Annotated in this window: 22 protein-coding genes and 1 tRNA gene; 8 read left to right on the top strand and 15 right to left on the bottom strand. The window is 58.8% G+C overall.

Annotated elements, in window-relative coordinates; translation table 11 throughout:
* Window positions 1-3: 3 nt before the first annotated feature.
* From GOW40_RS08680 to gltX, 3 genes are all read right to left on the bottom strand, one after another.
* Window positions 4-945 (bottom strand): autotransporter domain-containing protein, encoded by a 942-nt coding sequence (locus GOW40_RS08680; RefSeq protein WP_171129686.1) that lies wholly within the window; start codon window positions 943-945, stop codon window positions 4-6.
* 180 nt (window positions 946-1,125) lie between these two features.
* Window positions 1,126-2,421, bottom strand: a complete 1,296-nt coding sequence (gene gltA / locus GOW40_RS08675) for a citrate synthase (RefSeq protein ID WP_171099360.1) — start codon at window positions 2,419-2,421, stop codon at window positions 1,126-1,128.
* A gap of 120 nt (window positions 2,422-2,541) precedes the next feature.
* Window positions 2,542-3,942 (bottom strand): glutamate--tRNA ligase, encoded by a 1,401-nt coding sequence (gltX, locus tag GOW40_RS08670; protein ID WP_171136451.1) that lies wholly within the window; start codon window positions 3,940-3,942, stop codon window positions 2,542-2,544.
* Between the two features lie 78 nt (window positions 3,943-4,020).
* On the opposite strand from gltX, the gene GOW40_RS08665 reads away from it, so the two are divergent.
* Complete coding sequence (locus tag GOW40_RS08665; RefSeq protein ID WP_171129682.1) at window positions 4,021-6,054, top strand: ComEC/Rec2 family competence protein; 2,034 nt, start codon at window positions 4,021-4,023, stop codon at window positions 6,052-6,054.
* Here the strand turns inward: GOW40_RS08665 and lexA are convergent.
* From lexA to GOW40_RS08635, 6 genes are all read right to left on the bottom strand, one after another.
* Entirely contained in the window at window positions 6,048-6,746 is a 699-nt protein-coding gene (lexA, locus tag GOW40_RS08660; RefSeq protein ID WP_171129680.1) for a transcriptional repressor LexA, read from the bottom strand. The genes GOW40_RS08665 and lexA overlap by 7 nt on opposite strands.
* Window positions 6,747-6,827: 81 nt before the next feature.
* The gene (gene glp, locus GOW40_RS08655) at window positions 6,828-8,000 is read right to left on the bottom strand and encodes a gephyrin-like molybdotransferase Glp (protein ID WP_171129678.1); all 1,173 of its coding nucleotides are present in this window, start codon (window positions 7,998-8,000) and stop codon (window positions 6,828-6,830) included.
* The gene (gene moaC, locus GOW40_RS08650) at window positions 7,997-8,470 is read right to left on the bottom strand and encodes a cyclic pyranopterin monophosphate synthase MoaC (protein ID WP_171129676.1); all 474 of its coding nucleotides are present in this window, start codon (window positions 8,468-8,470) and stop codon (window positions 7,997-7,999) included. The genes glp and moaC overlap by 4 nt, the downstream gene beginning before the upstream one ends.
* Window positions 8,470-9,282 (bottom strand): indole-3-glycerol phosphate synthase TrpC, encoded by an 813-nt coding sequence (trpC, locus tag GOW40_RS08645; RefSeq protein WP_171129674.1) that lies wholly within the window; start codon window positions 9,280-9,282, stop codon window positions 8,470-8,472. The genes moaC and trpC overlap by 1 nt, the downstream gene beginning before the upstream one ends.
* A complete protein-coding gene (gene trpD, locus GOW40_RS08640) occupies window positions 9,279-10,298 on the bottom strand; it encodes an anthranilate phosphoribosyltransferase (RefSeq protein WP_171129672.1) in 1,020 nt (339 codons plus the stop codon). Before trpD ends, trpC begins: the two co-directional genes overlap by 4 nt.
* Window positions 10,295-10,876, bottom strand: a complete 582-nt coding sequence (locus GOW40_RS08635; protein ID WP_171099347.1) for an aminodeoxychorismate/anthranilate synthase component II — start codon at window positions 10,874-10,876, stop codon at window positions 10,295-10,297. The genes trpD and GOW40_RS08635 overlap by 4 nt, the downstream gene beginning before the upstream one ends.
* Window positions 10,877-11,074: 198 nt before the next feature.
* On the opposite strand from GOW40_RS08635, the gene GOW40_RS08630 reads away from it, so the two are divergent.
* Window positions 11,075-12,691: a divergent polysaccharide deacetylase family protein gene (locus tag GOW40_RS08630; RefSeq protein WP_171129670.1), complete on the top strand. Its 1,617-nt coding sequence runs from the start codon at window positions 11,075-11,077 to the stop codon at window positions 12,689-12,691.
* 62 nt (window positions 12,692-12,753) lie between these two features.
* Here GOW40_RS08630 and trpE read toward each other — a convergent pair whose 3' ends face one another.
* From trpE to fabI, 5 genes are all read right to left on the bottom strand, one after another.
* On the bottom strand, window positions 12,754-14,265 hold the full coding sequence (gene trpE, locus GOW40_RS08625) for an anthranilate synthase component I (protein WP_171129668.1): 1,512 nt from the start codon (window positions 14,263-14,265) through the stop codon (window positions 12,754-12,756).
* Between the two features lie 12 nt (window positions 14,266-14,277).
* Complete coding sequence (locus GOW40_RS08620) at window positions 14,278-16,119, bottom strand: peptidyl-prolyl cis-trans isomerase (protein WP_171129666.1); 1,842 nt, start codon at window positions 16,117-16,119, stop codon at window positions 14,278-14,280.
* Between the two features lie 82 nt (window positions 16,120-16,201).
* Window positions 16,202-17,377: an aminotransferase gene (locus GOW40_RS08615; RefSeq protein WP_171129664.1), complete on the bottom strand. Its 1,176-nt coding sequence runs from the start codon at window positions 17,375-17,377 to the stop codon at window positions 16,202-16,204.
* Between the two features lie 65 nt (window positions 17,378-17,442).
* Entirely contained in the window at window positions 17,443-17,952 is a 510-nt protein-coding gene (gene gpt, locus GOW40_RS08610; protein ID WP_171099338.1) for a xanthine phosphoribosyltransferase, read from the bottom strand.
* Between the two features lie 5 nt (window positions 17,953-17,957).
* A complete protein-coding gene (gene fabI / locus GOW40_RS08605; RefSeq protein WP_171129662.1) occupies window positions 17,958-18,764 on the bottom strand; it encodes an enoyl-ACP reductase FabI in 807 nt (268 codons plus the stop codon).
* 135 nt (window positions 18,765-18,899) lie between these two features.
* Here fabI and pdxH point away from each other — a divergent pair, with 135 nt between their 5' ends.
* The 4 genes from pdxH to GOW40_RS08585 all read left to right on the top strand — a co-directional run bounded on the left by pdxH (window position 18,900) and on the right by GOW40_RS08585 (window position 20,748).
* Complete coding sequence (pdxH, locus tag GOW40_RS08600; RefSeq protein ID WP_171129660.1) at window positions 18,900-19,505, top strand: pyridoxamine 5'-phosphate oxidase; 606 nt, start codon at window positions 18,900-18,902, stop codon at window positions 19,503-19,505.
* Window positions 19,506-19,646: 141 nt separating this feature from the next.
* Window positions 19,647-20,153 carry a cold-shock protein gene (locus tag GOW40_RS08595; protein ID WP_174838501.1) on the top strand — a complete coding sequence of 169 codons (507 nt, stop codon included), beginning with the start codon at window positions 19,647-19,649 and terminating at the stop codon, window positions 20,151-20,153.
* A 7-nt stretch (window positions 20,154-20,160) separates the two neighbouring features.
* Window positions 20,161-20,628: a DUF192 domain-containing protein gene (locus GOW40_RS08590; RefSeq protein ID WP_171099330.1), complete on the top strand. Its 468-nt coding sequence runs from the start codon at window positions 20,161-20,163 to the stop codon at window positions 20,626-20,628.
* Between the two features lie 43 nt (window positions 20,629-20,671).
* A tRNA-Pro gene (locus tag GOW40_RS08585) sits at window positions 20,672-20,748 on the top strand.
* Between the two features lie 501 nt (window positions 20,749-21,249).
* Here GOW40_RS08585 and GOW40_RS08580 read toward each other — a convergent pair.
* Complete coding sequence (locus GOW40_RS08580) at window positions 21,250-21,849, bottom strand: hypothetical protein (RefSeq protein ID WP_254444384.1); 600 nt, start codon at window positions 21,847-21,849, stop codon at window positions 21,250-21,252.
* Window positions 21,850-22,226: 377 nt separating this feature from the next.
* Here GOW40_RS08580 and GOW40_RS08575 point away from each other — a divergent pair, with 377 nt between their 5' ends.
* Complete coding sequence (locus GOW40_RS08575; protein WP_171129654.1) at window positions 22,227-25,844, top strand: vitamin B12-dependent ribonucleotide reductase; 3,618 nt, start codon at window positions 22,227-22,229, stop codon at window positions 25,842-25,844.
* A gap of 547 nt (window positions 25,845-26,391) precedes the next feature.
* A complete protein-coding gene (locus GOW40_RS08570) occupies window positions 26,392-26,637 on the top strand; it encodes a hypothetical protein (RefSeq protein ID WP_171129652.1) in 246 nt (81 codons plus the stop codon).
* Window positions 26,638-26,651: the final 14 nt, after the last annotated feature.

The following is a 26,651-nucleotide window of genomic DNA, read 5'->3' as shown; positions in this document are numbered from 1 at the left end:
TGCTTAAAAACTGATGCCGATTCCGGCACTGAACCCGTTGACCGTATCGCTTCCGTAATAGCGGACCATAATCCGTGTGGTGCTCACCCACGGCACCCATGTGTCCGAAAGATCCACCTCGATGCCGCCACCAATCCGGGCCAACCAATCGGTGCCCAGCACAAGCGACTGATCTCCGACCAGGTATGACAGTGACAGATCACCGACCCAGCGTATCGAGCGCCCGAACATCCGCTTGCCTGTTGGAAAGCGGTATCTGCTCCACAACACCGCATTTGCCGCCGTGGACCGGATCAGCAGGTCCTCGTCATCTCCAATGGGCCGGTATTCAATATGGGTATAGCGCAGGCTGGCCTCGAACTCGCGATCGTTGGACAAGGGGCGTTCGTAGGCAAGCGTCATCGATCCACCCGCGCCACCAGCCCAGAGCCCGCCGCTTTCAAGATAATCGCGATCCAGGCCGAGGCGGTCGGCGATTACCTGCGCTCCGATCGAAGCGTCAGATTGCGTGCGCCCGATCGAGATATGAGCCATGGGCGTGACCGTCCACGCCTCGCCGATATCGAATTGATAGCCGATCCCGCCGGTCACGGCAGCACTGGTCCATTTCAAGGGTACGCTGTTGGTCGTGCCGGTCCCACTGAAAAAAAGAACTGGGTCGTATCGGGCATATCCGATGTAACCTTCCAGATAGAGCGGAAACCTTTCGGCAACGCGAAAGCCACCGCCCAATTGGGCGGACCGAAAGTCGTAATCGCGATCACCGGTATTGGATTCCAAAAATATCGTACTGGCAGAGTTATCTGGAATGCCGGCCAGACCCAGGATCGCCAAAGAACCGGCTGCGTTTTCCCGTTGCAGATTCTCGAAAGCTCTTTCCAGAAGTGTTTGGCCCGTGGCCGGGGTGGCGATCAGAAAAGACAGAAAAACTGCGATACGTCGCATGATCTTGGCACTTACCCACACTCAGACAGCAGGCAGCCTAATTCTACCTTTGTTGTAGGGAAAGTTCTGACAGTCCAATGGTATGGCTTCGCAGTACAAGGTTTCATTTTGGTAACACATGACCCCAGCAAAAAACCCCGCAGCGACGCGGGGTTTTGTCTTGGCGTTCGAAACCACAGATCAGCGGTTTTCGATATCCACGTAGTTGCGTTCGGTCTCACCCAGATACAGCTGACGTGGACGCCCGATCTTGTTCTGCGGATCGGCGATCATCTCTTTCCACTGGCTAACCCAGCCGACGGTGCGCGACAGCGCGAAAATCGGCGTGAACATCGAAGTCGGGAAACCCATCGCTTCGAGGATGATACCGGAATAGAAGTCCACATTCGGGAACAGCTTCTTCTCGGCGAAATACGGATCTTCCAGAGCCTCGCGTTCCAGCTCTTTGGCGACCTGCAGTTTCGGGTTGTCTTCGACGCCAAGCAGATCCAGCACTTCATCAGCCGATTGCTTCATCACTTTGGCGCGCGGGTCGAAGTTCTTATAGACCCTGTGGCCAAAGCCCATCAGGCGGAACGGGTCGTTCTTGTCTTTGGCGCGGGCGATATATTCGGGGATACGATCCACCGACCCGATCTCTTCCAGCATCTCAAGGCAGGCTTGGTTCGCACCACCATGTGCAGGCCCCCATAGGCAGGCAATGCCGGCAGCGATACAGGCAAACGGGTTCGCGCCCGAAGACGACGCCAGACGCACGGTCGAGGTCGAGGCGTTCTGCTCGTGATCGGCATGCAGGGTAAAGATGCGGTCCATCGCGCGGCTGAGGATCGGGTTGACCTCATACTCTTCGGCCGGAACGCTGAAACACATGCGCAGGAAGTTCGACGCATAGTCCAGATCGTTGCGCGGATACACGAAGGGCTGACCGGTGTGGTATTTATAGGCCCAGGCCGCAATGGTCGGCATCTTGGCGATCAGGCGGTGCGAGGCGACCTCACGCTGATGCGGGTCCGAGATATCGGTCGAGTCGTGATAGAAGGCCGACATTGCGCCCACAACGCCGACCATGATGGCCATCGGGTGCGCATCCCGACGGAAGCCGCGATAGAAATACTGCATTTGCTCGTGCAGCATCGTATGGCGTGTGATCGTTGTTTCGAACTTTTCCAACACAGGAGCCGTCGGCAGCTCTCCGTAAAGCAGCAGATAGCAAACTTCGAGGAAGTGCGATTTGCTGGCCAGCTGATCAATCGGGTACCCGCGGTGCAACAGCTCACCCTTTTCCCCGTCGATATAGGTGATGGTGCTGTCACAGCTGGCAGTCGATGTGAAACCCGGATCGTAGGTGAACACTCCGGCCTGTCCGTACAGCTTGCGAATGTCGATTACGTCGGGTCCTGCCGTGGGCGAGTGAACCGGCAACTCGTAGGTTTCGCCATGAACTGTAAGGGTGGCTGATTTGTTGCTGTCGGTCATATTTTCCCTTCCTCATTCTTCGCATATCGGCGCCGAAACCGGGCCTGCGGGCAACGGCTGCGCAAGGACGCGCAGTCCGGGTGTTAGCGCAGCTGCGTTACCCGAATGTGAAGGTCGGGATTAAGTCACTGCATCTGAAAGCCGCGCCAGGGTTTCTTCACGTCCCAGCACCAGCATCATGTCGAAGACCGAAGGTGTTACAGCGCGTCCGGCCAGAACCGCGCGTAACGGACCCGCCAGTTTGCCGAACTTGACCCCTTTGGCTTCCGCGTAGGAATTCAGGGTCTCCTCCAGTTCGTTCCGCGTCCAGCTAACACTTTGCAACTGCGGCGTCAATTCATCCAGTATACCATCGGATACAGAAGCCAGCGCTTTTGCTGCTTTTTCATCGGGTTGGATTGGGCGTGACGTGAGGGCAAAGTGCGCTTTTTCAAGGAGTTCTGGGAAAGTTCGGGCGCGTTCTTTCAGGCAATACATGGCGCGTTCCAGATCACCAGATTGTGTCTCGCTCAGCGCCGGAAGACCGGCCGCGACCAGGTAATCCTCGGCTTCTTGCCGCAGCGCGGCATCGTCCGAGACCGCGATATGCTGACCGCATAGGTTTTCCAGTTTCTTCAGATCAAACCGCGCCGGGCTTTTGCCAATGCCATCCAGATCGAACCATTCTCGGGCTTGCTCATCGGTAAAGAATTCATCGTCACCATGGCTCCAACCCAGACGCGCCAGGTAGTTGCGCATGCCGGCAGCGGGATACCCCATCGCCTGGTATTCCTGCACCCCCAAAGCGCCATGGCGTTTCGACAGTTTCTTGCCATCGGGCCCATGAATCAGCGGGATATGCGCCCAGACAGGGACGTCCCAGCCCATCGCCTCATAGATCATCATCTGACGCGCAGCATTGTTGAGGTGATCATCGCCCCGGATCACATGGGTCACACCCATATCGTGGTCGTCGACAACCACAGCCAGCATATAGACCGGAGTGCCGTCCGAGCGCAGAAGGATCATGTCGTCCAACTGATCATTGCGGATGGTGACATCGCCTTGCACCTGATCGCGGATCACGGTCACACCATCCTGTGGTGCCTTGATGCGGATCGCAAAGGGTGCGTCCGGGTGGGTTGACGGATCAGCGTCGCGCCACGGGCTGCGGAACAAGGTCGATCTTCCCTCGGCCCGGGCCTGTTCACGGAACGCGGTGATCTCGTCCTGTGTCGAAAAGCACTTATACGCTTTGCCTTCTACCAAAAGCTGATGCGCAACCTCTGCATGGCGGGCAGCACCCTCGAACTGGCTGATCACATCGCCATCGTGGTCCAGCCCCAGCCAGGACATCCCTTGCAGAATCGCGGCTGTTGCCTCGGGGGTCGAGCGTTCACGATCCGTGTCCTCGATCCGCAGCAGAAACTTGCCGCCACGTCCGCGCGCAAAAAGCCAGTTGAACAGCGCAGTGCGCGCGCCGCCGATATGCAGAAAGCCAGTGGGCGAGGGGGCGAAACGGGTGACGACCTGTTCGGACATGGTGGGGATTAACCTTTTGGTAACCGGAGCGGGCTTAGTTTGGCGACTGTCTAACGAGCCCGAAGGACGGGGGCAACCATGCGTGTTCTGACGGGGATCGAGACGGCTCTGCTGAACCAGAGGGGCTATTGGTTTCCGTGGTCGCCAGTATGCCTGGCAATTGGTATCGGGATCTATTTTGGGCTGCGGTTTGAACCCGGCCCTCAGAATTACGGTTGGGTTATCTTCCTGACCGGCGGTACCTGGGTATGGGGACGCAGCCTCTCTGCGACCTGGGCACCGCTTTTATTTGGCCTGACCCTTGTTGGCTGCGGTTTTCTGCTGGCCGGGGCGCGGGCCCATATGGTTGCAGAGCCGGTTCTGGATTGGCGTTTCTACGGCCCGGTCGAGGGGCGGGTCGTGGCGCTGGACCGCTCTGCGTCGGACGCGCTGCGGGTGACATTGGATCGGGTGCGACTTGGGGATGTAAGCGCCGATCAACGCCCAACGCGCGTCCGGCTTTCCATTCATGGCGACACGGTTGATCTGTCCCCCGGACAACGGATCATGACCACAGCGCTTCTGTCGCCACCGCAGGGCCCTGTCGAACCCGGAGGGTTCGATTTTCGCCGCCATGCCTGGTTCCAAGGATTGGGTGCGGTTGGTTATACCCGGTCGCCGGTGCTGACCATTGCCGGGCCGCAGGACGGGTTGGACGGCGTCAGGATCACGGCCTGGCGCATCGCGATTTCACATCATGTTCGCAAGATCTTACCCGGTGAAGTGGGCGGTTTTGCAGCCGCCGTAACCACCGGCGATCGCAGCGGCATCAGCCAACAGAGTCTTGAGGCGCTGCGGGCCTCTAACCTGGCGCATCTGTTGGCGATTTCCGGTCTGCATATGGGATTGCTAACGGGGTTTGTCTTTCTCTCCTGCCGCATTGGATTTTCGGCTATCCCGGCGCTGGCCTTGCGCTGGCCGGTGCGCAAGCTGGCCGCGATCGGTGCGCTTGTTGCTGCGGTCATCTACCTGTTGTTATCCGGTGGCAACGTCGCGACCGAGCGCGCCTTTGTGATGGTCACTGTGCTGTTGGGGGCGGTACTGATCGACCGCCGCGCCATATCCTTGCGCGCAGTTGCTGTGGCCGCGCTGATCGTCTTGATACTGCGACCCGAGTCGCTGCTTAGCCCCGGATTTCAGATGTCCTTTGCGGCCACCACCGCCTTGGTTGCTATCTTTGGCGTGTGGCGGCAAAACCAACTGCCGGGGCCCAAATGGTTGCGACCCGTTCTAGGGGTCTTGATGTCTTCGGGCATTGCGGGCCTGGCGACGGCGCCCATCGGCGCCGCGCATTTCAACACCATGTCGCATTACGGCCTTGTGGCCAATCTCTTGTCGGTTCCGGTCATGGGTACTGTTGTGGTCCCGGCAGCGGTGGTCGCCGCCTTGCTGGCGCCCTTGGGGCTGGAGTGGATTCCGATGGCGGTGATGGGCCTTGGCCTGGGCTGGATTCTGGACGTGGCAGAGTTTGTTTCAGGACTGGACGGCGCTCAGGGCTTTGTTGCCAGCCCACCTGACTTGGTTCTGCCCGTGCTGACCTTGGGCCTATTGTGGGTGATCCTTTGGCAGGGGCGCGCGCGATGGCTGGGTCTTGCGCCTGCGCTGTTTGCGATGGCGTTCTGGGGGCAGGGGCACCGGCCCGAGATTCTGGTGGCCGATACCGGCGGGCTGATCGGCGTGATGACGGATGAGGGAAGGGCTTTGAGCAAGGCCAAAGGCAGCGGCTTTATCGCCACCGTCTGGCTTGAAAATGACGGCGACGGGGCGGACCAACCGCTTGCGGCGGGGCGCTGGCCGCATGAGCCCGCGAGTATTCAGAGATATATACTGGGCGGTAAGGAACTTGTGCATCTGACCGGCAAACGCGCCGCCGGGCAGTTCAGCGAATGCCTGGGCCATCAAATCGTTGTCGCCCCGGTGGCGCTGCACCTTGATGGCGCATGCCAGATCATCGATCCCCATATGCTGCGCCAGACCGGCAGCCTCGCCATCACAGATAGCAAGATCACCACCACCAGCGCGGTCACGGGGTTCCGGCTGTGGTCACCGCAGCCCCGCAAACGGGATCAATAGCTGCGGATCAGGCCGACCAACCGCCCTTGAACCTTAACCTTTTCCTGCGGTAGAACACGCGTCTCATAGGCCGGGTTTGCAGCCTCAAGCGCGATGGCCTGACCACGGCGGAAGAACCGTTTCAGAGTGGCTTCCTGATCTTCGACCAGAGCCACCACGATGTCGCCATTGTCTGCAATGTTGGTTTCACGGATCACCACCACGTCACCGTCATTGATACCCGCCTCGATCATCGAATCGCCGCGCACTTCCAGCGCGTAGTGCTCACCCTGACCCGACACCATGCTGCCGGGAACAGCGACGCGGTGTGAGACATGGCTGATCGCCTCAATCGGCACACCGGCGGCAATGCGGCCCATGACCGGCAGTTCCATCGCGTCCACGGTAACCGGTTCAAAATTCGCAGGCCGTGGGCCCGAGGGCCGGTCGCCTTCGATCACACGCGGGTTGAAACCGGCGGTGGGCTCTCCGCCCAGGCTTTCGGGCAGCTTCACGATCTCGATCGCGCGGGCGCGGTGCGCCAAACGGCGGATAAAGCCGCGCTCCTCCAACGCTGTGATCAATCGGTGAATGCCGGATTTGGATCTCAGGTCCAAAGCCGCCTTCATTTCATCAAAGCTAGGGGGAACACCATCCGCTTGCACGCGTTTATGGATGAATTCCAGCAAATCCAACTGTTTCTTGGTCAACATCGCTCGCACCTCGTGGCTTATGCGTTTTCTTTTGTTCTACGCATGTTCACGTTTTGTGTCAACGGATAGAGCGGTGTTCTGTCAGATCGGCAGGTATTCGACTTCTTCGCCAATGGCGCGGGCAGGATCATTGGGGGCGCGGACCAGCAAGGCATTCGCCTCGGCCAGAACACTCAGCAGTGAGCTGTCCTGATCGGCGCAGGCCCGGATACCGTCCGGGCCAATAACTGCGCGCATATAGTGTTCGCGCGGCCCGTTTGGCGTGAGCGGTTCGGTCAGCTTGGCGGTCTGGAACGGAGGCACCGTTTGCGCGACCCCAAGCATCCTGCGGATCATCGGGGCCAAGAAAAGATAGCCGCAGACCATGGCGCTGACCGGATTGCCCGGCAGGCCAACCATGGCCGCATCGCCGATCCGGCCCGCCATCAGGGGTTTTCCAGGCCGCATACGGATTTTGTAGAAAGACCGCTCCATCCCGAGGCTGTGCGAGACATCTGCGACCAGATCATAGTCACCAACCGAAGCACCACCGATGGTCACGACAAGATCGGCGCCTTTGGCCAGCTCAAACGCCATTTCAAGCGAAGACACCGTATCGCGCGCAATGGGTAGCATCCGCACCTCGGCTCCAAGACCTTCCAGTAAAGCTTTGAGACCAAAGGTATTTGACGCGATGATCTGGTCTGGGCCGGGGGTTTCGCCGGGCATTACCAACTCATCACCGGTTGAGATCAGCGCCACCGTGGGGCGGCGGGTTACAGGTACGTCCGCGATATTCATCGCCGCCATCAGCGCCACATCTTCGGGTCGCAAAAGACGCGGGGCAGAGATCACCGTACCTGCGGTAAAATCCACTCCCGCAGGCCGCACATTTGTTTTGGTTCCCGGATCGTCCGAGATTGTGATCAGATCGCCGCGCCGGTCGATGTCTTCCTGAATGACCACAAAATCGGTGCCATCTGGCATCGGCGCGCCGGTAAAGATGCGAACGGCCTGACCTGCGCTGACCGACCCATCGAAACGGTTTCCGGCAGCGGATTCGCCGATAACCTTAAACATGGCGTGCAGCTCAACCTCGGTCGTGTTGACCGCATAGCCATCCATGGAAGATGCCGCAAACGGTGGTTGATTACGCGTTGCTGTCACGTCTTTGGCCAATACACGCCCGGCGGAGTGCGCCAGCGGCACAGTCTCGCAAGGCAACTGTGAGACCAGATCGAAAAGCAGGGCGCCCGCCTCTTTGACGCTGATCATGTCGCCTCGTAACGGCCTGATTTGCCGCCATCTTTCAGCAACACGCGAATGCCGCCGATCTCCATCGCCTTGTCCACGGCTTTGGTCATGTCATAGACGGTCAACGCGGCAGTCGAGACCGCCGTCAGCGCCTCCATCTCAACCCCGGTCTGGCCGGAGGTTTTGACGGTCACCTCGATCTGAACACCGGGCAAATCCGGGTCGAGCGTCAGTTCCACAGCCACTTTGGTGACCGGCAGAGGGTGACACAATGGGATCAGGTCAGGTGTTTTCTTGGCACCCATGATCCCAGCCAGCCGCGCCACGCCCAGCACGTCGCCCTTTTTCGCTCGCCCTTCGGTGATCAGGTCATAGGTGGCCTGCGCCATGCGAATATGACCCGCCGCAACGGCCACGCGGTCTGTGACGGCTTTGTCCGAGACATCGACCATGTGGGCCTGACCTTGCGCGTCGAAATGGGTGAGTGCCATCACATCACCCCGGGAACCAGAGGATTCGCCAGCAGATCACGCGTTGCTTGTTCCACGTCATCCTGCCGCATCAGGCTTTCGCCGATCAGGAAACAGCGCGCGCCATAGCGAGCGATATCGGCCAGATCCTCGCGCGTGCTGAGCCCGCTCTCGCACACAATCGTCCGGTCCACCGGAACCAGTTTGGACAATTGCCGCGTCGTATCAAGAGTGGTCTCGAAGGTCTTGAGATTGCGGTTGTTTATGCCCAATAGGGGGCTTTTCAGATCGGTCGCGCGTTCCAGTTCTTCGGCGTCATGCACTTCGATCAGAACATCCATGCCCCAGTCAAACGCGGTCTGCTCAAGCTCAGCCGCTTGCGCGTCGCTGACCGAGGCCATGATGATCAGAATGCAATCCGCCCCCAGCGCGCGCGCCTCGACGACCTGATAGGGGTCATACATGAAATCCTTGCGCAAGGCTGGCAGAGACGTTGCTTCGCGTGCGGCCACCAGGAACTCTTTGGCACCCTGGAAACTGGGGGTATCGGTCAGAACCGACAGACAGGCCGCGCCACCCGCCTCATAGGCTTGGGCCAGCGAAGGCGGATCAAAATCGGCGCGGATCAGACCTTTGGAGGGGCTGGCTTTCTTGACCTCGGCGATCAGGCCATAGCCTGTGCGAGTGGCCTTGTTCAACGCTTTGGCAAAGCCACGCGGTTCCGGGGCTTCGTGCGCCTCGGATTCCAGAACCTCCAGCGATTTCTGCGCCTTATCTGCCGCAACTTCTTCAAGCTTATAGGCTTTGATCCTGTCCAGAACGGTCTCGGTCATGCGGCTTCCTGTGTGATGCAGGCCAGGGTGGCGATCTTGTCTTTGGCAGCGCCGCTGTCGATGCTTTCGGCGGCCTTGGCAACACCTTCGCGCAGATCCGTGGCAGCATCCGCCACCACAAGCGCAGCGGCTGCGTTCAACAGCACCGCGTCGCGATAGGCCGAAGGTTCACCCTCCAGCAAGGCGCGGAAGGCCTTGCCGTTTTCTTCGGGTGTACCACCCAGAATGGCCTCGAACGGATGCACGGGCAGGCCTGCATCTTCGGGATGCAGTTCAGCCTCTTTGATCTGGCCATCTTCGACCGAGGCAACCCAGCTGATGCCGGTAATTGTCAGCTCATCCGTGCCGTCCGAGCCATGGACCAGCCAGGCGTGATCCGAGCCCAACAGGCGCAGGGTTTCGGCCATGGGGCGGATCAGGTCGCGACTGAACGCGCCAGTGAGCTGGCGTTTGACGCCTGCGGGGTTGGTCAGCGGTCCCAGGATGTTGAAAATCGTCCGGGTCCCAAGCTCTTGCCGGGAGGGCATGACATGGGCGATGGCCGGGTGGTGCATCGGCGCCATCATGAAACCGATCCCGGCCTCTTTCAGCGCTTTCTCAACGGTTTCCGCGCCGACCATCACGTTGATACCCATCTGTCCCAGCGCGTCAGCGGCGCCCGATTTCGAGCTGAGATTGCGGTTGCCGTGCTTGGCCACGGTGACACCTGCGCCCGCCACGACAAAGGCGGTTGCGGTCGAGATGTTCAGCGTACCCTTGCCATCGCCACCCGTCCCTACGATGTCCATCGCGCCCGCGGGGGCCTGAACCGCGTTGCACTTGGCGCGCATCACGGCGGCGGCTGCGGCATATTCATCGACCGTTTCACCCCGGGTGCGCATGGCCATCAACAACCCGCCAATCTGGCTGGGCGTCGCTGCGCCGTCGAACAGGATCTCAAAGGCTTTTTCAGCCTCGGCACGGGTCAGGGGCCGATCAGCCGCAGCGCCGATCAGCGGTTTAAGAGCGTCGCTCATGCGGGGACTTTCATCTCTTTCAGGAAGTTTTTGAGCAGGGCATGACCATGCTCGGAGGCGATGGATTCCGGGTGGAACTGCACGCCATGGATCGGAAGCTCGCGGTGCTGAAGCCCCATGATCGTGCCGTCTTCCAGCTCTGCCGTGATCTCAAGGCACTCGGGCAGGGTTTCGCGCTCCACGATCAAGGAATGATAGCGCGTCGCTTCGAACGGAGATGGCAGGCCGGCAAACAGGCCTTTGCCGCCATGGGACATCGTGCCCATCTTGCCGTGCACGATCTCGTGGCAGCGCACCACCTTGCCGCCAAAGGCCTGCCCAATGGTCTGGTGCCCCAGACAGACGCCCATCAGCGGCGTCCGTGTCTCGGCGGCGGCCTCGGTTAGGGCCAGGCAGATACCCGCCTGATCGGGGTCACAGGGGCCCGGGCTGAGAAGGATGGCGGCAGGGTTCATTGCCATTGCTTCTTGCACATCCAGCGCATCATTGCGGCGCACGACCATTTCGGCCCCAAGCTCGCCCAAATAATGAACCAGGTTGTAGGTAAACGAATCGTAGTTGTCGATCAGCAGCAGCATTTGGGTACTTATCTTGTCTTTGGCATTTCGGGCTGGCGATGCAGGCCCGAGCCACGGTATAATGTCGCGACATACATGCTCAGGCTTGTGCGGCAGCGTCAAGAGGACATTCCCCTTGAGGCCACCGGGCGGGCAAGTGCCGCAGCAGATGGCGCATGTGCGAGTGAGGCAGAAAACAACGCGAAAGGCGAGAGTTCGATGAGCGGTTTTTTCGGTGGAGTGATCATAGGGGCATTGACTGTCCTGATCCTGGGCGTGGTGCTGTCGGTGACATCACCATTGGCGCGCAAGCCTGAGGTGGCCGAGCAGGCACCGCAAGAGGTTGTGGTTCCCGATGTGCAAGAGGTCGCCTCTGTGGCCGCGGCTGATGCTGGCGCCGATCTTCTTGATCTGCCACCGGTTGGCCCGGAAAGCCCGGCGGCAGAAGCTGATAGCTTGGTCAATCTGGACGGGCTGGAGGTTGAGGCGGACACCCAACCCGTGACCGAGGCAAACTCTGCGCATCAGGGTTTAGGTACTCCGGGCATTGGAAATTCTGCGCCCGTTGTGGTGGCCTCGGCGACTCCGGTGGCGCTGCAGGCCCCAGGTGTTGTTCCGCAATCGCCCACCCAGGATTCGCAACCCGAAGTGGTGACGACGGCTCCGCCGGCACCAGAGCCAGTGGTTGCAGAAGAAGCCGCCCCGCTGCCCGCGCCCGAGGTCGTTGCCGAGACCCCGTCGCAGCCCGTCGAAGATATCACGGACGAAATTGCGACTGCCCCAGAGTCTAAAGACGAGGAAGAATTTGAGGTCGCTATTGTGCAACCAGAGCCTCAACCCGAACCCCAAAAAGTGCCCGCAGCGATCCCACGTCAGGAAGACATTCCGCTGCAGCCAAGCGAACCCCAGGCGCAAAAGCCCCAGTTGATCGAGTTCGATACACCCGATCTGCCTCAGGTCAACGCCACTCCGGTTGAGGCTGAAGAAAAGCCAGCCGAGCAGAAATCACCTCGTATCGCGACTCTGCCGCAAATCGGGGGAAATCAGACCGCTCCCGCTCCGACGCAGGTTGGCAAGCGTGTGGTACCGCTGACTGAGCGGGAAACCGCGCAGGACAAAGAAGCATCTGCGGCTGAGGATGCGGCGACAGATCCGAAAACGGGCAAGCCGATTCAGGATTATGCCGCCAAGTTTGAAAACCCCGAGGCAAAGCCGTTGATGTCGATCATCCTGATTGACGATGAAGGCGCGTTTGGGGCCGAGGCGTTGCAGGACTTCCCATATCCGCTCAGCTTTGCTGTCAGCCCGGAGGACCCGGATGCCGCAGCCAAGATGGAGCGCTATCGCGCCGCCGGGTTTGAAGTTCTGGCCCTGGCCGATCTGCCCGTTGGAGCCAGCGCGCAGGATGCCGAAGTGTCGTTCTCGGTCTGGCTGGACCAACTGCCCGAGACGGTGGGCATACTGGAAGGCGTGAACACCGGTATTCAGGGCAACCGCAAACTGGCTGACCAAGTGGCCGTGATTGCAGGGGATACGGGCCGTGGCTTGGTCACGCAGGGCAAAGGGCTCAACACTGTTCAAAAGCTGGCTGCGCGCAATGGCGTTCCTTCCAGCGTTGTCTTCCGCGACTTCGACGGTGCACGGCAGGATCCAAATGTTATGCGGAGGTTCCTGGACCAAGCGGCCTTCCGCGCCGGGCAAGAGGGCGCGGTTGTGATGCTGGGCCGTTTGCGCCCCGAAACGATCTCAGCCCTTTTGCTATGGGGGCTAGAAGATCGCAGCAGCCGGGTGGCGATGGCTCCGATCTCTGCCGTGATGCTGCACGAAATCCAGTAATGTGCAAAGGCGGCAGAATGCGCTCTGCCGCCTGTCAAAGGTCAGCCCCTATTGGGATAAGCCTATGAATTCCCGTTTCCGGTAAACCGGGCCGCATCCGCAGCTGCCCGACGGATCGCGTTCGATTTGTGAACGGTCTCCATGAACTCCGCTTCGGGGTCGCTGTCATAAACAACGCCGCCACCGGCCTGGATATAAAGCTTCTGATCTTTCACGATGGCTGTGCGCAAGGCGATGCACATGTCCATATCGCCACCGGCGCTGAAATAGCCAACCCCACCGCCATAGACGCCCCGTTTTTCGGGCTCCAACTCGTCAATGATTTCCATTGCGCGCACCTTGGGTGCGCCCGAGACGGTCCCTGCGGGCATCCCGGCAAAGAACGCGTCCAACGCGTCTTTGTCTTCGGCCAGCTCGCCCACCACGTTCGATACAATATGCATCACGTGGCTATAGCGCTCGATGATGAACTCTTCGGTCGGGCGCACGGTGCCGATTTTGGACACGCGGCCCGTATCGTTGCGGCCCAGATCCAAAAGCATTAGATGCTCGGCGAGCTCTTTCTTGTCCGCCAGCAAATCCAACTCGTTTGCCTTGTCCTCTTCCGGCGTGGCACCGCGCGGGCGGGTACCTGCGATGGGGCGGATGGTAACCTCGCTGCCGAAGACCCGCACAAGGATCTCGGGGCTGGCCCCCACGACCTGAAAGCCGCCGAAGTTGAAATAGAACATGAAAGGCGACGGGTTGGTGCGCCGCAGCGAGCGATAGAGCGCAAAAGGAGGTTGCGGGAAATCCTGGGTCCAGCGCTGCGCCGGAACAACCTGAAAGATGTCACCGGCGCGAATGTATTCCTTGGCCTTCTCGACCGCCTCCATATATCCGGATTTGGTAAAGTTCGAGACAGGCGGGCCGGCCTCAAGCGCTTCGCCCAGATCGCGTGTCTCGCTTGGCATCGCGCGTTCCAGATCGCGAACCGCATCCATCACACGTTCTGCAGCCTGCGCGTAAGCTGCCTTTGCCGACTGTCCGTCACTGACCCAGGCCGGAGACACCACGGTCACCTCGCCTTTGACACCGTCCAGCACGGCAATCACCGACGGGCGCAACATGATCGCATCGGGCAGGCCCAAAGGATCTGGGTTCACATCTGGAAGATGTTCGACCAGACGCACCATGTCATATCCCAGATAGCCAAAGAGCCCGGCCGCCGCTTGCGGCAGGTCATCCGGCAGTGCAATACGGCTTTCAGCCAGCAGCGCGCGCAGGTTGTCCATCGGGTTGCCGTCCTGCGGAACAAAGGCCTCCGCATCATAGCGGGCCGAGCGGTTCAGGGCCGAGCCTTCGCCGTGACAGCGCCACACCAGATCGGGTTTCATACCGATGATCGAATACCGGCCCCTGACTTCACCACCGGTGACCGATTCCAGCATGAACGCATCTTTCTGCGCACCGGTCAGTTTGAGCATCAGCGAAACCGGCGTATCCAGATCCGCTGCAAGGCGCGTATACACGACTTGGTTTTCGCCCGCTTCGTAGGCGCGCGCGAAACTGTCGTACTCGGGTGTCAGGGACATGTCAGGTCTCGTTCAATAGGCGGCTTGCACGGCGTTCAGCGCTTGCTGATCCACAACCGGGCGCGCACGTGTCTGTGCGTCACGGACGTAGATTTCAAAGATGTTCTGGGCCAGCTCCTGATTCATCTGCGCGGCCAGCGCCTCTTGCATACGGCGTTGCTCATCGGTTTCTGCCGGGGGCAATTCCTCATCCAGACGCACGATATAGGCCGCACCGGGCCCCGAAATGACGCGCAGTTCACCGGTGTCCATCTCAAAGACCTGAGACATGAAATCAGCGGGCACGTCATCCAGGAACGCAGTGCGCGTCAGCGCATTTTCCACGCGGAAAGGCAGGCCGGTGGCGGTAAAGTCACCATCCGTGGCCAGTTGTGTCAGCACGGTGTTGGCTTGCTCTTGCAGAGCCTTCGCGATTTCCTGCTGAACCCAGGCTCCGGCCACGCGCTCGCGCGCGCTGTCCAAGGGTTCGGGACGGGGTGCCAGTTCTTCTTCGAGCCGCAGCGCAAAGATCGAGCCGTCCTCAAGGAAATCGATCTCGGGGAAATCACCCTCTTGCACGGCCTGCGCCGCTGCCCGGAATTCGTTATAGGCGGCTATGCCTTCGCCACCCTCGCTGGTCCAGTCGATTGTGCCCAGTTCCAAGTCGGATTCACTGGCCAGTTCTTCCAGCGTCGCGCCCCCGGCCAACAGGTCATTGAGATCTTCGGCTTGCGCCTCGATCTGGCGGCGCGCACGGTCTGCGGCCAGTTCTTCGCGCAATTCCGGCTGTGCATCTTCAAAGCTGACATTGCTTTCGGCAAGTACACCGTTCACGCGAAACAGGGCTGGGCCAAAGACAGAAGGCAGTGGCCCCACAACGTCATCGATCTCGGCGCCAAATACGGCATCTGCAGCGTCACCAAGATCTTCGCGGGTCACATCACCCAGATCAACATCGCTCAGTTCCAGATCGCGGGCACGAACCAATTGTTCGAACGTCGCCCCACCGACCTCGAACTGGGCCAAGGCTTCGGTTGCCGCGGCCTCGTCAGAAAAGACGAGACGTTCGACAAGGCGCCGCTCGGGCTGTTGGTACTGGCTGGCGCGGTCTTCATAGAGCTTGCGCATCGCGTCTTCATCCACCTCGATCGAGTCCAGCAGGCTGTCGGGTGAAAGAACCACATAAGTCAGTCTTTTGGTGCGGGGCAGGGTGAATTGGTCAGTATTGTCATCGTAATACGCCTGGATTTGAGCATCGATAGGGGCAGGGACCTCAGACTCCAGTGCGGATTCGTCCAAAGTTGCAACTGTGAAGCTGCGCCGGGCCAGCACATAATTTGCCAAGGCTTCGGTAAAGATTGCGGGCATCTGAACACCGCTGGTGACCGCACCCTGGACAAGCGTGCGCGCAGAATCCTTGCGCAGATCTTCCTCAAACTCAGATTCGCTCAACCCGGCCTGTTCCAGTTGAAACCGATAGGCTTCACGGTCGAACGTACCGTTCACGCCTTGAAACGCTTCGATCTGCACGATCTCGTTTTGCAGGTTTTCATCGCCCACCGACACGCCAAGCTGGGCCGCTTCGTTGTCCAATGCCGCCTGCGCGACAAGACGCGACAGGGCAAGCTGATCCAGACCCAGTTGATAGGCCTGCGAAATCTGCATCGGCTGACGCGTCTGCGCCTCGATCGCGCGGATTTCGTTCTGAAGCTCGCGCACATAGGCATCAACCGAAATGCTCTCGTCGCCGACCTGCGCCACGGTCCGGACAGTCCCCGTCAGGCTGGTGGCGCCGAACCCGGCCAGACCCAGCATCAGCAGGCCCATGAGGATCCATACAAATGTCTTTGATAGGTTTTTCATGCCTGCGGCCATGGTGCCCTCTTGTTCAGTGTTTGCGGGTTTGAACCCGAGTGGGTGCGGCTTTGAATACGACGCCGACTGCCGGGGGGCAAGCTTAGAAGGTCAGAGCCTGCAACCGGTCAAACAATTGCGTGATACCGGCACGGTCGAGATTGGCAAAAGCCACGCGCAACTGTTGTTTTCCGGCTGGATCATGGTCGGGCATGAACATTGTGCCAGGCAGCAGCAAAATGCCTGCATCCTTCACCAACTGGCGCGCCAGATCGTCAGACGCGATGTCGAACGGGTGTTCGAGATAGGCAAAATACGCGCCCAGACCCAAGAGCTTCCATCCTTTGGCTTCGAGTGCAGGCATGCCCTCGGCAATGGCGGCGCGGCGATCCAGGATTTCATCCCGTTCCCCGGCCACCCATTGTGACAGGTTCTGCATCCCCCAAAGGGCCGCGAACTGGCCCAACTGGCCGGGGCAAATGGCGACGGTATCCAGAAATTTCTCGATCTCGGACAGCAGCGCGGGGCTGGTGGCCAGAGCGCCGACACGATGCCCGGTCAGGCGGTAGGCTTTGGAGAAGGAATAGAGATGCACAAGGGTCTGATCCCAGCCCGGTTGCTGGAACAGATCGTGCGGCGGGCCGGACCGGCTGTCGAAATCGCGATAGGTTTCGTCGACCAGAAGATGGATACCAGTCTCTTGCGCCAGTTCATAAAACGCGTGCATCAGTTCGGCGGGGTATTCAACGCCGCCGGGGTTGTTGGGGGTCACCAGCGCGATTGCGCGGGTTTTGTCGGTGATGAGTGCACGGGCCTGTTCCGGGTCGGGCAACAGATCGTCCCCTGTTGGCAGGTCAACCGCGCGCACGCCCGCCATGTCGAGCCACATTTTATGATTGAAATACCATGGGGTCGGCAGGATGACCTCATCCCCCTGATCGGTAAGCGCCGCAATCGCTGCGGAAAACGCCTGGTTGCAGCCCGAGGTGATGGCCACCTGATCGGCAGAGACGGTCGCGGCGTAATGGGAGCTGATCTGCTGTGCCAGTTCAGCGCGCAGATCCGGGTTGCCCAGAACCGGCCCATAGAGATGGGCGCTGTCTTGTGAGAGCGTAAACTCGGCCATGGCCTGTCGCAGGGCCAAGGGCGGCGGATCCACCGGCGCGGCCTGGCTGACATTGATCAATGGTGTGTCGTTGCTGAAGGTTACACCCTCAAGCCAGCGGCGCGCCTCCATCACCGGAGGGGGGAACGTGGCGCTGGTGCGTGTGTGAGCCATGGCAGGACCGATATTTTTGGGCGAGGCTCTGCCTCGCGCTCCGAGGTATTTTTGAACAGAAGAAGTCAGTCGGTGCCGCGATAGGGCTCGACATATTGCAGGGCCATGTCCCAGGGGAAGAAGATCCAGGTGTCCTGGCTGACCTCGGTGATGAAAGTGTCGACCATCGGGCGGCCTTTGGGTTTGGCGTAAACCGTCGCGAAATGGGCCTTGGGGTACATCTCGCGCACCAGCTCCAGGGTTTTGCCGCTGTCAACAAGGTCGTCCACGATCAGGATACCGGTTCCGTCGCCCATCAGGTCGGCATCGGGCGCTTTGAGCACTTCGGCTTCGCCCTGTTCCTGATGATGGTAGGACCGCACACTGATTGTATCGACAGTGCGAATGTCCAACTCGCGGCTGACAATCATCGCAGGCGCCATGCCACCACGGGTGATCGCCACCACGGCGCGCCAATTGCCGTCATCGGGCCCTTGCCCATCCAGCCGCCATGCCAGAGCACGGGAATCGCGGTGGATCTGATCCCAGCTGATGTGAAAGCCTTTTTCGTGCGGCAGACGATCTTTGGCGCTCATGATCCTTATCCCTTTTCGATATCGGGCGCGTCGACGGCTTTCATGCCGACAATATGATAACCTGAATCCACATGCAGGTTTTCGCCGGTAACCCCGCTGGACAGGTCTGACAGCAGATACAGCGCGGATTTGCCGACATCGTCGATGGTCACGTTGCGACGCAGGGGCGAGTTATATTCGTTCCACTTCATGATGTAGCGGAAATCGCCGATACCGCTGGCGGCCAATGTCTTGATCGGACCTGCCGAGATCGCGTTGATGCGGATACCGTCCTTGCCCAGATCCTCGGCCAGATACTTGACCGAAGCTTCAAGTGCGGCTTTGGCCACGCCCATCACATTATAATGGGGCATGACTTGCTCGGCACCGTAATAGGTCAGCGTGATGGCGCTGCCGCCTTCGCCCATCATCTTCTCCGCCCGCTGCATCACCGCGGTGAAGGAATAGACGGAAACGTCCATCGTCAGATTGAAATTGGCGCGGCTGGTGTCGACGTAACGACCGCGCAATTCGTTCTTGTCCGAGAAGCCGATGGCATGGACAACGAAATCCAGTTTGCCCCATTTCTCCTGAAGCGCGGTAAAGAGGGCGTCAATCGAGGCCTCGTCGCTGACATCGCATGGCAGGACGATATCGCTGCCCAATTGCTCGGCCAGCGGATCAACGCGTTTTTTCAGCGCATCCCCTTGGTATGAAAAAGCCAGCTCTGCCCCGGCATCGGACAAGGCGCGGGCGATTCCCCATGCAATTGACTTGTCATTGGCCAGCCCCATGATGAGGCCACGTTTGCCGGCCATCAACTGATTTGACATGTTCGGATCTCCGCCTGTCGTCGCGTTACGTTCGGTTGGTTTATGCCATTGAAAGCGCTGCATCAAGGCCGTGCGCTCTTGCCGTAGGGCGGTTCTCGGCCTAGGGTCGTGCCTAATACTTTCCGAGGGATGGAAATGGACGAACGCAGCGGCATATTTGCTGGGACTAATCCGTTTGAAATTGCGCAGCGCTGGCTGAACGAGGCCGAAGCAAGCGAGCCAAATGACCCCAATGCGATTGCCCTGGCGACCGTAGATAATGATGGTTTGCCCAATGCCCGTATGGTATTGTTGAAAGAGATCGAGTCCGATGGGTTTGTTTTCTATACAAACTATCAAAGCGCTAAAGCCGCAGAATTGGACTCCGCCGGCAAAGCAGCCTTTGTGATGCACTGGAAATCACTGCGTCGGCAGATTCGAGTGCGCGGGGAAATTTCGAAGGAAAACGGCGCGCAGGCAGATGTATATTATGCGTCGCGTTCCCTCAAAAGCAGATTGGGGGCTTGGGCCTCGCGCCAGTCACAGCCCCTGGAAAGCCGTGCGTCGCTGATGGCTGAGGTCGCAAAGGTCACTGCAAAGCTCGGGACTAACCCACCCAGGCCAGAGTTTTGGGGAGGATATAGACTAAGGCCGCTAGAGATCGAATTTTGGGCAGATGGGGCGTTTCGCCTTCATGACAGGTTCCGGTGGAGGCGGGACTCAGGCGATCAGAGCTGGGTGGTGACCCGCCTAAATCCGTGACTTTCACGTCACGTGAAATGCAAGATGTTGTAAACGCAAGGGATTTTCGGCTTGAATTTGTGTGTTAATCTCATAGAACCGAAGACTCCAAAACGTTAATGTTTTCATGAAGAGAAGACAGTGCCAGAAGATCTGAACAGCATGTACCGCGTCCGCGGACACGTAAAGTGGTTCGACCCTGCCAAAGGGTACGGATTTGTCGTGTCCAATGAAGGTGGTCCTGACATTCTGTTGCACGTCAATGTGCTGCGCAATTTCGGGCAAAGCTCGATTGCGGATGGCGCTGGTATCGAGATCATGACACATCGCACGGATCGCGGTGTTCAGGCCGTTGAAGTGGTGAGCATCGATCCGCCCGAACGTGGCGATATGATGATGTTGGCCGATTTTGCCGAGATGGATCCTACTGCCATTTCGACCGCTCCGCTTGAGGCCGCGCGTGTCAAATGGTTCGACAAGGGCAAAGGCTTTGGTTTCGCCAATGTGTTTGGCAGCAGTGAAGATGTGTTCCTGCATATAGAAGTCTTGCGCCGTTCGGGCCTGGCTGATTTGCAGCCCGGTGAGGCGCTTGCCATGCGGGTGATCGACGGCAAGCGTGGCCGGATGGCTGCACAGGTGCTGGCTTGGGAGGCCGCTCTGAACGGATGAGGACCCCATGATCAGGTTCTTCTGGGTTCTCGCCTTTATGACATTGGCGCTAAGTTCTGTTGCTTCGGCCGAGTGCCGCGCAGATCGGGTTGCGTTGCGAAATGATGCAACGGAAGTCCGTTTCGACATCGAACTGGCCGTGACGCCGCAAGAAAGATCGCGCGGGCTGATGTTCCGCGAAGAAATGCCGCTCAGATCTGGTATGCTGTTCGTTTTCGATCCGCCGCAACGCGTTGCGTTCTGGATGAAAAACACCTTGATCCCATTGGATATGATCTTTGTCGATCGGCGAGGCACAGTGACACATGTGCATGAAGGCGCGGTTCCCGGTGATCTGACCCCGATTGAGGGTGGAGATTCGGTCTATGCGGTGCTGGAAATCAATGCTGGTTTGTCATCGCGCTATGGGATTGTGCCGGGCACCGAGATGCAGCACGAAATTTTTTCACAAGGTCCTGCAATTTGGCCCTGTTAGGGCTTTTCAAATCAGATCAGCGCGTTTAGGAAGGCGCACGGTCCGGGGCGTGGCGCAGTCTGGTAGCGCACCTGTTTTGGGTACAGGGGGTCGTAGGTTCGAATCCTGCCGCCCCGACCACTTTTTCTTGAAACGGCAGCGAATGCATTGATCGGGTCCAAAAACTACCTGTTGGTTGGTTTGCTTGCCCGGTCCAAAAGAAACTCGAGTTTTTCGAGATCAATTTGCGGGCATGGATCCGTCATGGTTCCGATGTAAGCCAACACTTCTTGTCTTGCCCGTTATCTTCCCACCAGCACACCATACAGATTTCATAGTTTCAGCGTTCGCTCAGGGTTGGTAGCCGACAGCAAGGACAAGTTTTTTGATCTGTTTCCATAAAAGACACCTCAAAAGCTCGGCTTGCCAGAGAAAAAGCGGTTGTGTCGCACGCTTTGCTCAGTCGTTCGAAATGCGGAAAGGCGTAGGCCTTGTTTTGCATCGACCTTTCGTTTCGACCTTTGTCGAGTTGCGCGTCCTATACCAACAATGTTTGCGCTCGCTTCGACCACTCCCAAACAATCCCGCAGTTTTCGGCGATGGTGGAAACTACGCGGTTTTGTGAGATCCCGACTGCCCAAGCTAGACCGGCTCTCCCCCGAAACCGAGGTAGATTTGTGAAAAGGTCTGATCCAATGCGGTACCTTCAACCGGGACTCGCAGCGCATCGCCATTCTGTTGCGGGACCAGGAAGTAGAGATCAGCGTCAACGCGGTACCCGTCCGAATTCTTGGATGATTCCAGCCGTGTGACGATTTTGGGCAGGTCTTGCGGATAACCACCGAAACGAAGAATCAAAAACGCGGTTGCTTCGGGTGGCAGCACTTCGTGGCATTCCGCACTGTTGCGGCCGTTTTTGAAAAAGTCTTCTCCGGGTCCGGCGCAATCAGTTTCGAAACTGCTGAACAGGTTTTCAGGATAGCTTGGAAATTGTGCGCTGCGCGACCCTATTGGCACATCTTGTGGTGTGCAGGCCACGATTGCCAACACAGCGAGCAGCGCAGGAATGTGTCTGAACATGTTCTGGCGTTTCCTTTTGGTCGGCTCACAAGAGGCAGTATGACATGCGCAAACCCGTTGCTGCGATGATTCTCTGTTATCTATGTTAATGGGAAGCCGGATGATGATTTTCCAATAACTTTGCCGGGAAAAACAAGAATTTCGATTTGAGCACTGCGTCATTTGCCTGCGCGATTTGGGGATAAAGATGTGGAGGAATCAGGCAAGCGCCCGATGGGTTGGACATAGCTTTCGGCGTCAACAAAAAAGATTTCAAAAAAGTTGGAAAAGCACGTTGACTGGATATGGCTAGATACGCCAAATTGTATGAGCCGGAAGGATTGCTACTAAATCTGGTATGGAAAACCAGAGAGTGGGCAACGGGCGAGGGTCGGAAAGCACTTTATTCATACGTGCAACCGTTGGATCGGGAAGCGCGCTGCCTCTGGCGGCGACCGATTGCCCTGTGTCTGGATTCCGGTGGGTAATGGGCGGCACCGAGCACCACAATATCAGGTGTCTGGAACCGGAAGTTGGGCTGTAAATAATAAGGCGCGGACATGAAGATTGAGAGAAAATTCACCAAACCAGGGCAGGACGCATACTCAGAGCTGGATTTCGTGTCCGCCACGTCGGAAATCCGCAACCCCGATGGCACCATTGTTTTCCGGCTGGACGACATCGAGGTGCCGTCGAGCTGGTCGCAAGTGGCCAGCGATGTCATCGCGCAGAAATACTTCCGCAAGGCGGGCGTTCCCTCCAAGCTGAAGAAGGTCAAAGAAAAAGACGTGCCCGAATTCCTGTGGCGTTCGGTACCCGCCGACGACGCGGAAATGGGTGGTGAAATCTCGTCCAAGCAGGTGTTTGATCGTTTGGCCGGCGCCTGGGCTTACTGGGGCTGGAAAGGCGGGTATTTCTCGACCGAGGAAGACGCGCGCGCCTATTTCGACGAAATGCGCTATATGCTGGCGACGCAGCGCGCCGCACCAAACTCGCCGCAATGGTTCAACACTGGCCTGCATTGGGCCTATGGTATCGATGGCCCGGCGCAGGGGCACCACTATGTCGATTACAAGACCGGCAAGCTGACCAAATCAAAATCCGCCTATGAGCATCCGCAGCCGCATGCCTGCTTTATCCAGTCGGTCGATGATGACCTGGTGAATGAAGGCGGCATCATGGATCTGTGGGTGCGTGAGGCGCGGCTGTTCAAATACGGCTCGGGCACCGGGACCAACTTCAGCCATCTGCGCGCCGAAGGTGAGGCGCTGTCGGGTGGCGGCAAATCCTCGGGCCTGATGGGCTTTCTCAAAATCGGTGATCGCGCGGCCGGCGCGATCAAATCAGGCGGGACAACCCGTCGAGCAGCGAAGATGGTGATTGTCGATGCGGATCACCCCGACATCGAACAATTCATCGAATGGAAGGTAATCGAAGAACAGAAGGTGGCCTCGATCGTTGCCGGATCGAAGATGCACGAGAAGATGCTGAACGGCATTTTCGAGGCCATCCGCTCTTGGGACGGCGCAGCAGATGACGCCTATGATCCCAACAAGAATGACAGCCTGAAAAAGGCGGTGCGCGAGGCCAAAAAGGTCGCGATCCCAGAGACTTACATCAAGCGCGTGCTGGACTATGCGCGGCAGGGTCACGACAGTATCGAATTCCCCACATATGACACCGACTGGGATTCCGAGGCCTACAGCTCGGTCTCGGGCCAGAACTCGAACAACTCGATCCGTGTGACCAACGCGTTCCTGACCGCAGTTGAAAAAGACGCGGATTGGGAGTTGATCAACCGCACCGACGGCAAGGTTGCCAAGACAGTCAAGGCGCGGGATTTGTGGGAGAAGGTCGGCCACGCGGCCTGGGCCTGTGCCGATCCGGGCATCCAGTTCCACGACACCGTGAATGAGTGGCACACTTGCCCGGAAGACGGCGAGATCCGCGGCTCGAACCCGTGCTCGGAATATATGTTCCTGGATGACACGGCCTGTAACCTGGCCTCGATGAATCTGCTGACCTTCCTCAAGGATGGTGAGTTCCAGGCAGCGGACTACATGCACGCCTCGCGGTTGTGGACTCTGACGCTGGAAATCTCGGTGACCATGGCGCAGTTCCCGTCCAAGGAAATTGCCAAACTGTCCTACGATTTCCGAACCCTCGGTCTGGGCTATGCCAATATTGGCGGTCTGCTGATGAACATGGGCTATAGCTACGACTCGGATGAGGGGCGTTCGATCTGTGGTGCGCTGACTGCGATCATGACCGGTGTGGCCTATGCCACCTCGGCCGAGATTGCCGGAGAGCTGGGCGCCTTCAAAGGGTATGAGCGCAACGCCGACCATATGCTGCGCGTCATCCGCAACCACCGTCGTGCAGCGCAGGGCGTGACTGAGGGCTACGAGAAACTCGCGGTGAAACCGGTTCCTTTGGACCACGGCAACTGCCCGGACAAGCGTCTGATCGATCTGGCCATGTCGGCGTGGGATGAGGCGTTGAGCCTGGGTGAGAAACACGGCTATCGCAACGCTCAGGCGACCGTGATTGCGCCTACAGGCACCATTGGTCTGGTGATGGATTGCGACACCACCGGGATCGAGCCCGACTTTGCTCTGGTCAAGTTCAAGAAGCTGGCAGGCGGCGGATACTTCAAGATCATCAACCGTTCGGTGCCGTCGGCGCTGGAAAAGCTGGGCTATTCTTCGGCTCAGATCGAAGAGATCGTTGGCTACGCGGTTGGTCACGGCACCATCGGCAACGCGCCGGGGATCAACCACACCTCGCTGACCGGTCATGGCTTTGGCCCAAATGAGCTGGCCAAGGTGGATGCCGCACTGGAAAGCGCCTTCGACATCCGGTTCGTGTTCAACCAGTGGACCTTGGGCGAGGATTTCTGCACTGGCGTACTAGGTATCCCAGCGGCCAAGCTGAATGACCCAACCTTCGATCTGCTGCGTCATCTGGGCTTTACCAAAGCAGATATCGACGCGGCCAACGACCATGTCTGCGGGACCATGACGCTGGAAGGTGCGCCGCATCTGAAGGAAGAGCACTACGCCATCTTCGACTGCGCCAACCCTTGCGGCAAGAAGGGCAAGCGCTTCCTGGGTGTGGACAGCCACATCACCATGATGGCTGCGGCGCAAAGCTTCATCTCGGGCGCGATCAGCAAGACGATCAATATGCCCAATGACGCCACCATTGAAGATTGCCAGAAAGCCTATGAGCTCAGCTGGTCGCTGGGTGTGAAGGCCAACGCGCTTTATCGTGATGGCTCGAAACTGTCGCAACCGCTGGCCGCCGCGCTGGTCGAAGATGATGATGAAGCGGCAGAGGTGCTGGAAAGCGGCTCACCCGCTGAAAAGGCCGCCGTTCTGGCCGAAAAGGTCATCGAGAAGGTGGTGGTCAAGGAACTGGTCCGTTCGCATCGGGAAAGAATGCCCGAGCGGCGCAAGGGCTATACCCAAAAGGCCATCGTGGGTGGACACAAGGTTTACCTGCGGACCGGCGAATACTCGGACGGGTCGCTGGGCGAGATCTTCATCGACATGCACAAGGAAGGCGCGGGCTTCCGGGCGATGATGAACAACTTTGCCATCGCCGTGTCGGTCGGTCTGCAATATGGCGTGCCGCTGGAAGAGTTCGTCGACGCCTTTACCTTCACCAAATTTGAACCGGCCGGGATGGTGCAGGGCAACGACTCGATCAAGAACGCGACGTCGATCCTGGATTACATCTTCCGCGAACTGGCTGTGTCTTATCTGGATCGCACCGATCTGGCCCATGTCAAACCCGAAGGCGCCTCGTTCGACGATATCGGACGCGGGGAAGAAGAAGGCGTGTCAAACGTCTCGGAAATCAGCGACAGCGCTGCGTCCAAGTCCCTGGAAGTGCTGAAACAAATCAGCTCGACCGGGTATCTGCGCAAACGCCTGCCGCAAGACCTTGTGGTGTTCAACGGAGGTCAGGCCGAGGTGACCGGCATGGCCGAACCCGCCGCCAGCTTTGAAGCTCCGGCTGAAACCGCTGTCGCAACAAGCATGGACGCCCGCACCAAAGCCAAGATGCAAGGCTATGAGGGCGATCCTTGTGGCGAATGCGGAAACTACACTCTGGTGCGCAACGGCACCTGCATGAAATGCAACACCTGCGGCGCGACAAGCGGGTGTAGCTAGGAAAGACCGCCCCGGCAATGGGGCGTAGGGGCCAGGATTTCCCTCGGAATTCCGGCCCCGCCGAAATACGGAACAGGACACAGCCCAAGACTTACCCATGGCGTCCTGTTCCACTCGGCCGACATGCCCGTGTTGGCCGGGAACAGGGTGGGGCGGAATATTGCTCTTTCCCACTCTTTCACGGGGCGGGTGCGCTCGCCCCATGCGCAGTCCAGGCCGCAGGCAAAAAAACACCGGGCGGTCAACGATATGAGCCTGGAAGGCGAAACTCAAAGGGGGCTTCGGCCCCCTTTCTTTCTTTCAAGGCCTCGCTGGCATCTTAGGCAGGTGCCCGCCGGATGTGCTGGCGGTGGTCGGGCAAATTTCGCCGAAACACGGATATCGCGTTTCACCCAGCGGTTGCTTGCAGATGCGACTCGGACAATCCAGCAGAGAATGGCGCGAATTCACGCGACGCGGCAGGTTGGGGTGGCGCGATGCCTCGATCCCGTATGTCTTGCGGCTGTCCGGACTCACATATCAAAGCAACCAATCAAGAGGCACCACAATGAAACCGCAAAATCTTACGCTTATCTCTGCCATTGCTATCGGGCTCCCAACCCTTGGGCTGGCGCAAAGCTCGGCGGATACCAATGGCGATGGTGTTCTGACCATCGAAGAAGTGCAGGCCATCTTGCCCGATATTGACGCTGACAGCTTTGCGTTGATGGACGCAAACGGCGATGGCGCGCTGGATGTGGATGAGATCGCAATCGCACAAGAGGCTGGTTTGCTTCCCCCAAGCGACGGCTAACCTGCTGATTGTGT

This window comes from Ruegeria sp. HKCCA6707, from assembly GCF_013033515.1.
Taxonomy (GTDB): domain Bacteria; phylum Pseudomonadota; class Alphaproteobacteria; order Rhodobacterales; family Rhodobacteraceae; genus Ruegeria.
Note: the sequence above shows the minus strand (reverse complement) of the source record. Positions and strands in the feature narration are given on the sequence as shown.

Coding starts and splice junctions, on each gene's coding strand:
- fabI (WP_171129662.1), bottom strand. CDS start 18,764: ATGTCAAATCAGTTGATGGCCGGCAAACGTGGCCTCATCATGGGGCTG.
- trpE (WP_171129668.1), bottom strand. CDS start 14,265: ATGTCCCTGACACCCGAGTACGACAGTTTCGCGCGCGCCTACGAAGCG.
- gltX (WP_171136451.1), bottom strand. CDS start 3,942: ATGTCCGAACAGGTCGTCACCCGTTTCGCCCCCTCGCCCACTGGCTTT.
- pdxH (WP_171129660.1), top strand. CDS start 18,900: ATGGACGAACGCAGCGGCATATTTGCTGGGACTAATCCGTTTGAAATT.
- trpC (WP_171129674.1), bottom strand. CDS start 9,282: ATGACCGAGACCGTTCTGGACAGGATCAAAGCCTATAAGCTTGAAGAA.
- gpt (WP_171099338.1), bottom strand. CDS start 17,952: ATGAGCGCCAAAGATCGTCTGCCGCACGAAAAAGGCTTTCACATCAGC.
- GOW40_RS08680 (WP_171129686.1), bottom strand. CDS start 945: ATGCGACGTATCGCAGTTTTTCTGTCTTTTCTGATCGCCACCCCGGCC.
- lexA (WP_171129680.1), bottom strand. CDS start 6,746: ATGTTGACCAAGAAACAGTTGGATTTGCTGGAATTCATCCATAAACGC.
- GOW40_RS08620 (WP_171129666.1), bottom strand. CDS start 16,119: ATGGCCGCAGGCATGAAAAACCTATCAAAGACATTTGTATGGATCCTC.
- GOW40_RS08615 (WP_171129664.1), bottom strand. CDS start 17,377: ATGGCTCACACACGCACCAGCGCCACGTTCCCCCCTCCGGTGATGGAG.
- GOW40_RS08595 (WP_174838501.1), top strand. CDS start 19,647: ATGTACCGCGTCCGCGGACACGTAAAGTGGTTCGACCCTGCCAAAGGG.
- GOW40_RS08630 (WP_171129670.1), top strand. CDS start 11,075: ATGAGCGGTTTTTTCGGTGGAGTGATCATAGGGGCATTGACTGTCCTG.
- gltA (WP_171099360.1), bottom strand. CDS start 2,421: ATGACCGACAGCAACAAATCAGCCACCCTTACAGTTCATGGCGAAACC.
- GOW40_RS08590 (WP_171099330.1), top strand. CDS start 20,161: ATGATCAGGTTCTTCTGGGTTCTCGCCTTTATGACATTGGCGCTAAGT.
- GOW40_RS08635 (WP_171099347.1), bottom strand. CDS start 10,876: ATGCTGCTGCTGATCGACAACTACGATTCGTTTACCTACAACCTGGTT.
- GOW40_RS08580 (WP_254444384.1), bottom strand. CDS start 21,849: ATGACGCAGTGCTCAAATCGAAATTCTTGTTTTTCCCGGCAAAGTTAT.
- trpD (WP_171129672.1), bottom strand. CDS start 10,298: ATGAGCGACGCTCTTAAACCGCTGATCGGCGCTGCGGCTGATCGGCCC.
- GOW40_RS08575 (WP_171129654.1), top strand. CDS start 22,227: ATGAAGATTGAGAGAAAATTCACCAAACCAGGGCAGGACGCATACTCA.
- moaC (WP_171129676.1), bottom strand. CDS start 8,470: ATGGCACTCACCCATTTCGACGCGCAAGGTCAGGCCCACATGGTCGAT.
- glp (WP_171129678.1), bottom strand. CDS start 8,000: ATGATCAGCGTCAAAGAGGCGGGCGCCCTGCTTTTCGATCTGGTCTCA.
- GOW40_RS08570 (WP_171129652.1), top strand. CDS start 26,392: ATGAAACCGCAAAATCTTACGCTTATCTCTGCCATTGCTATCGGGCTC.
- GOW40_RS08665 (WP_171129682.1), top strand. CDS start 4,021: ATGCGTGTTCTGACGGGGATCGAGACGGCTCTGCTGAACCAGAGGGGC.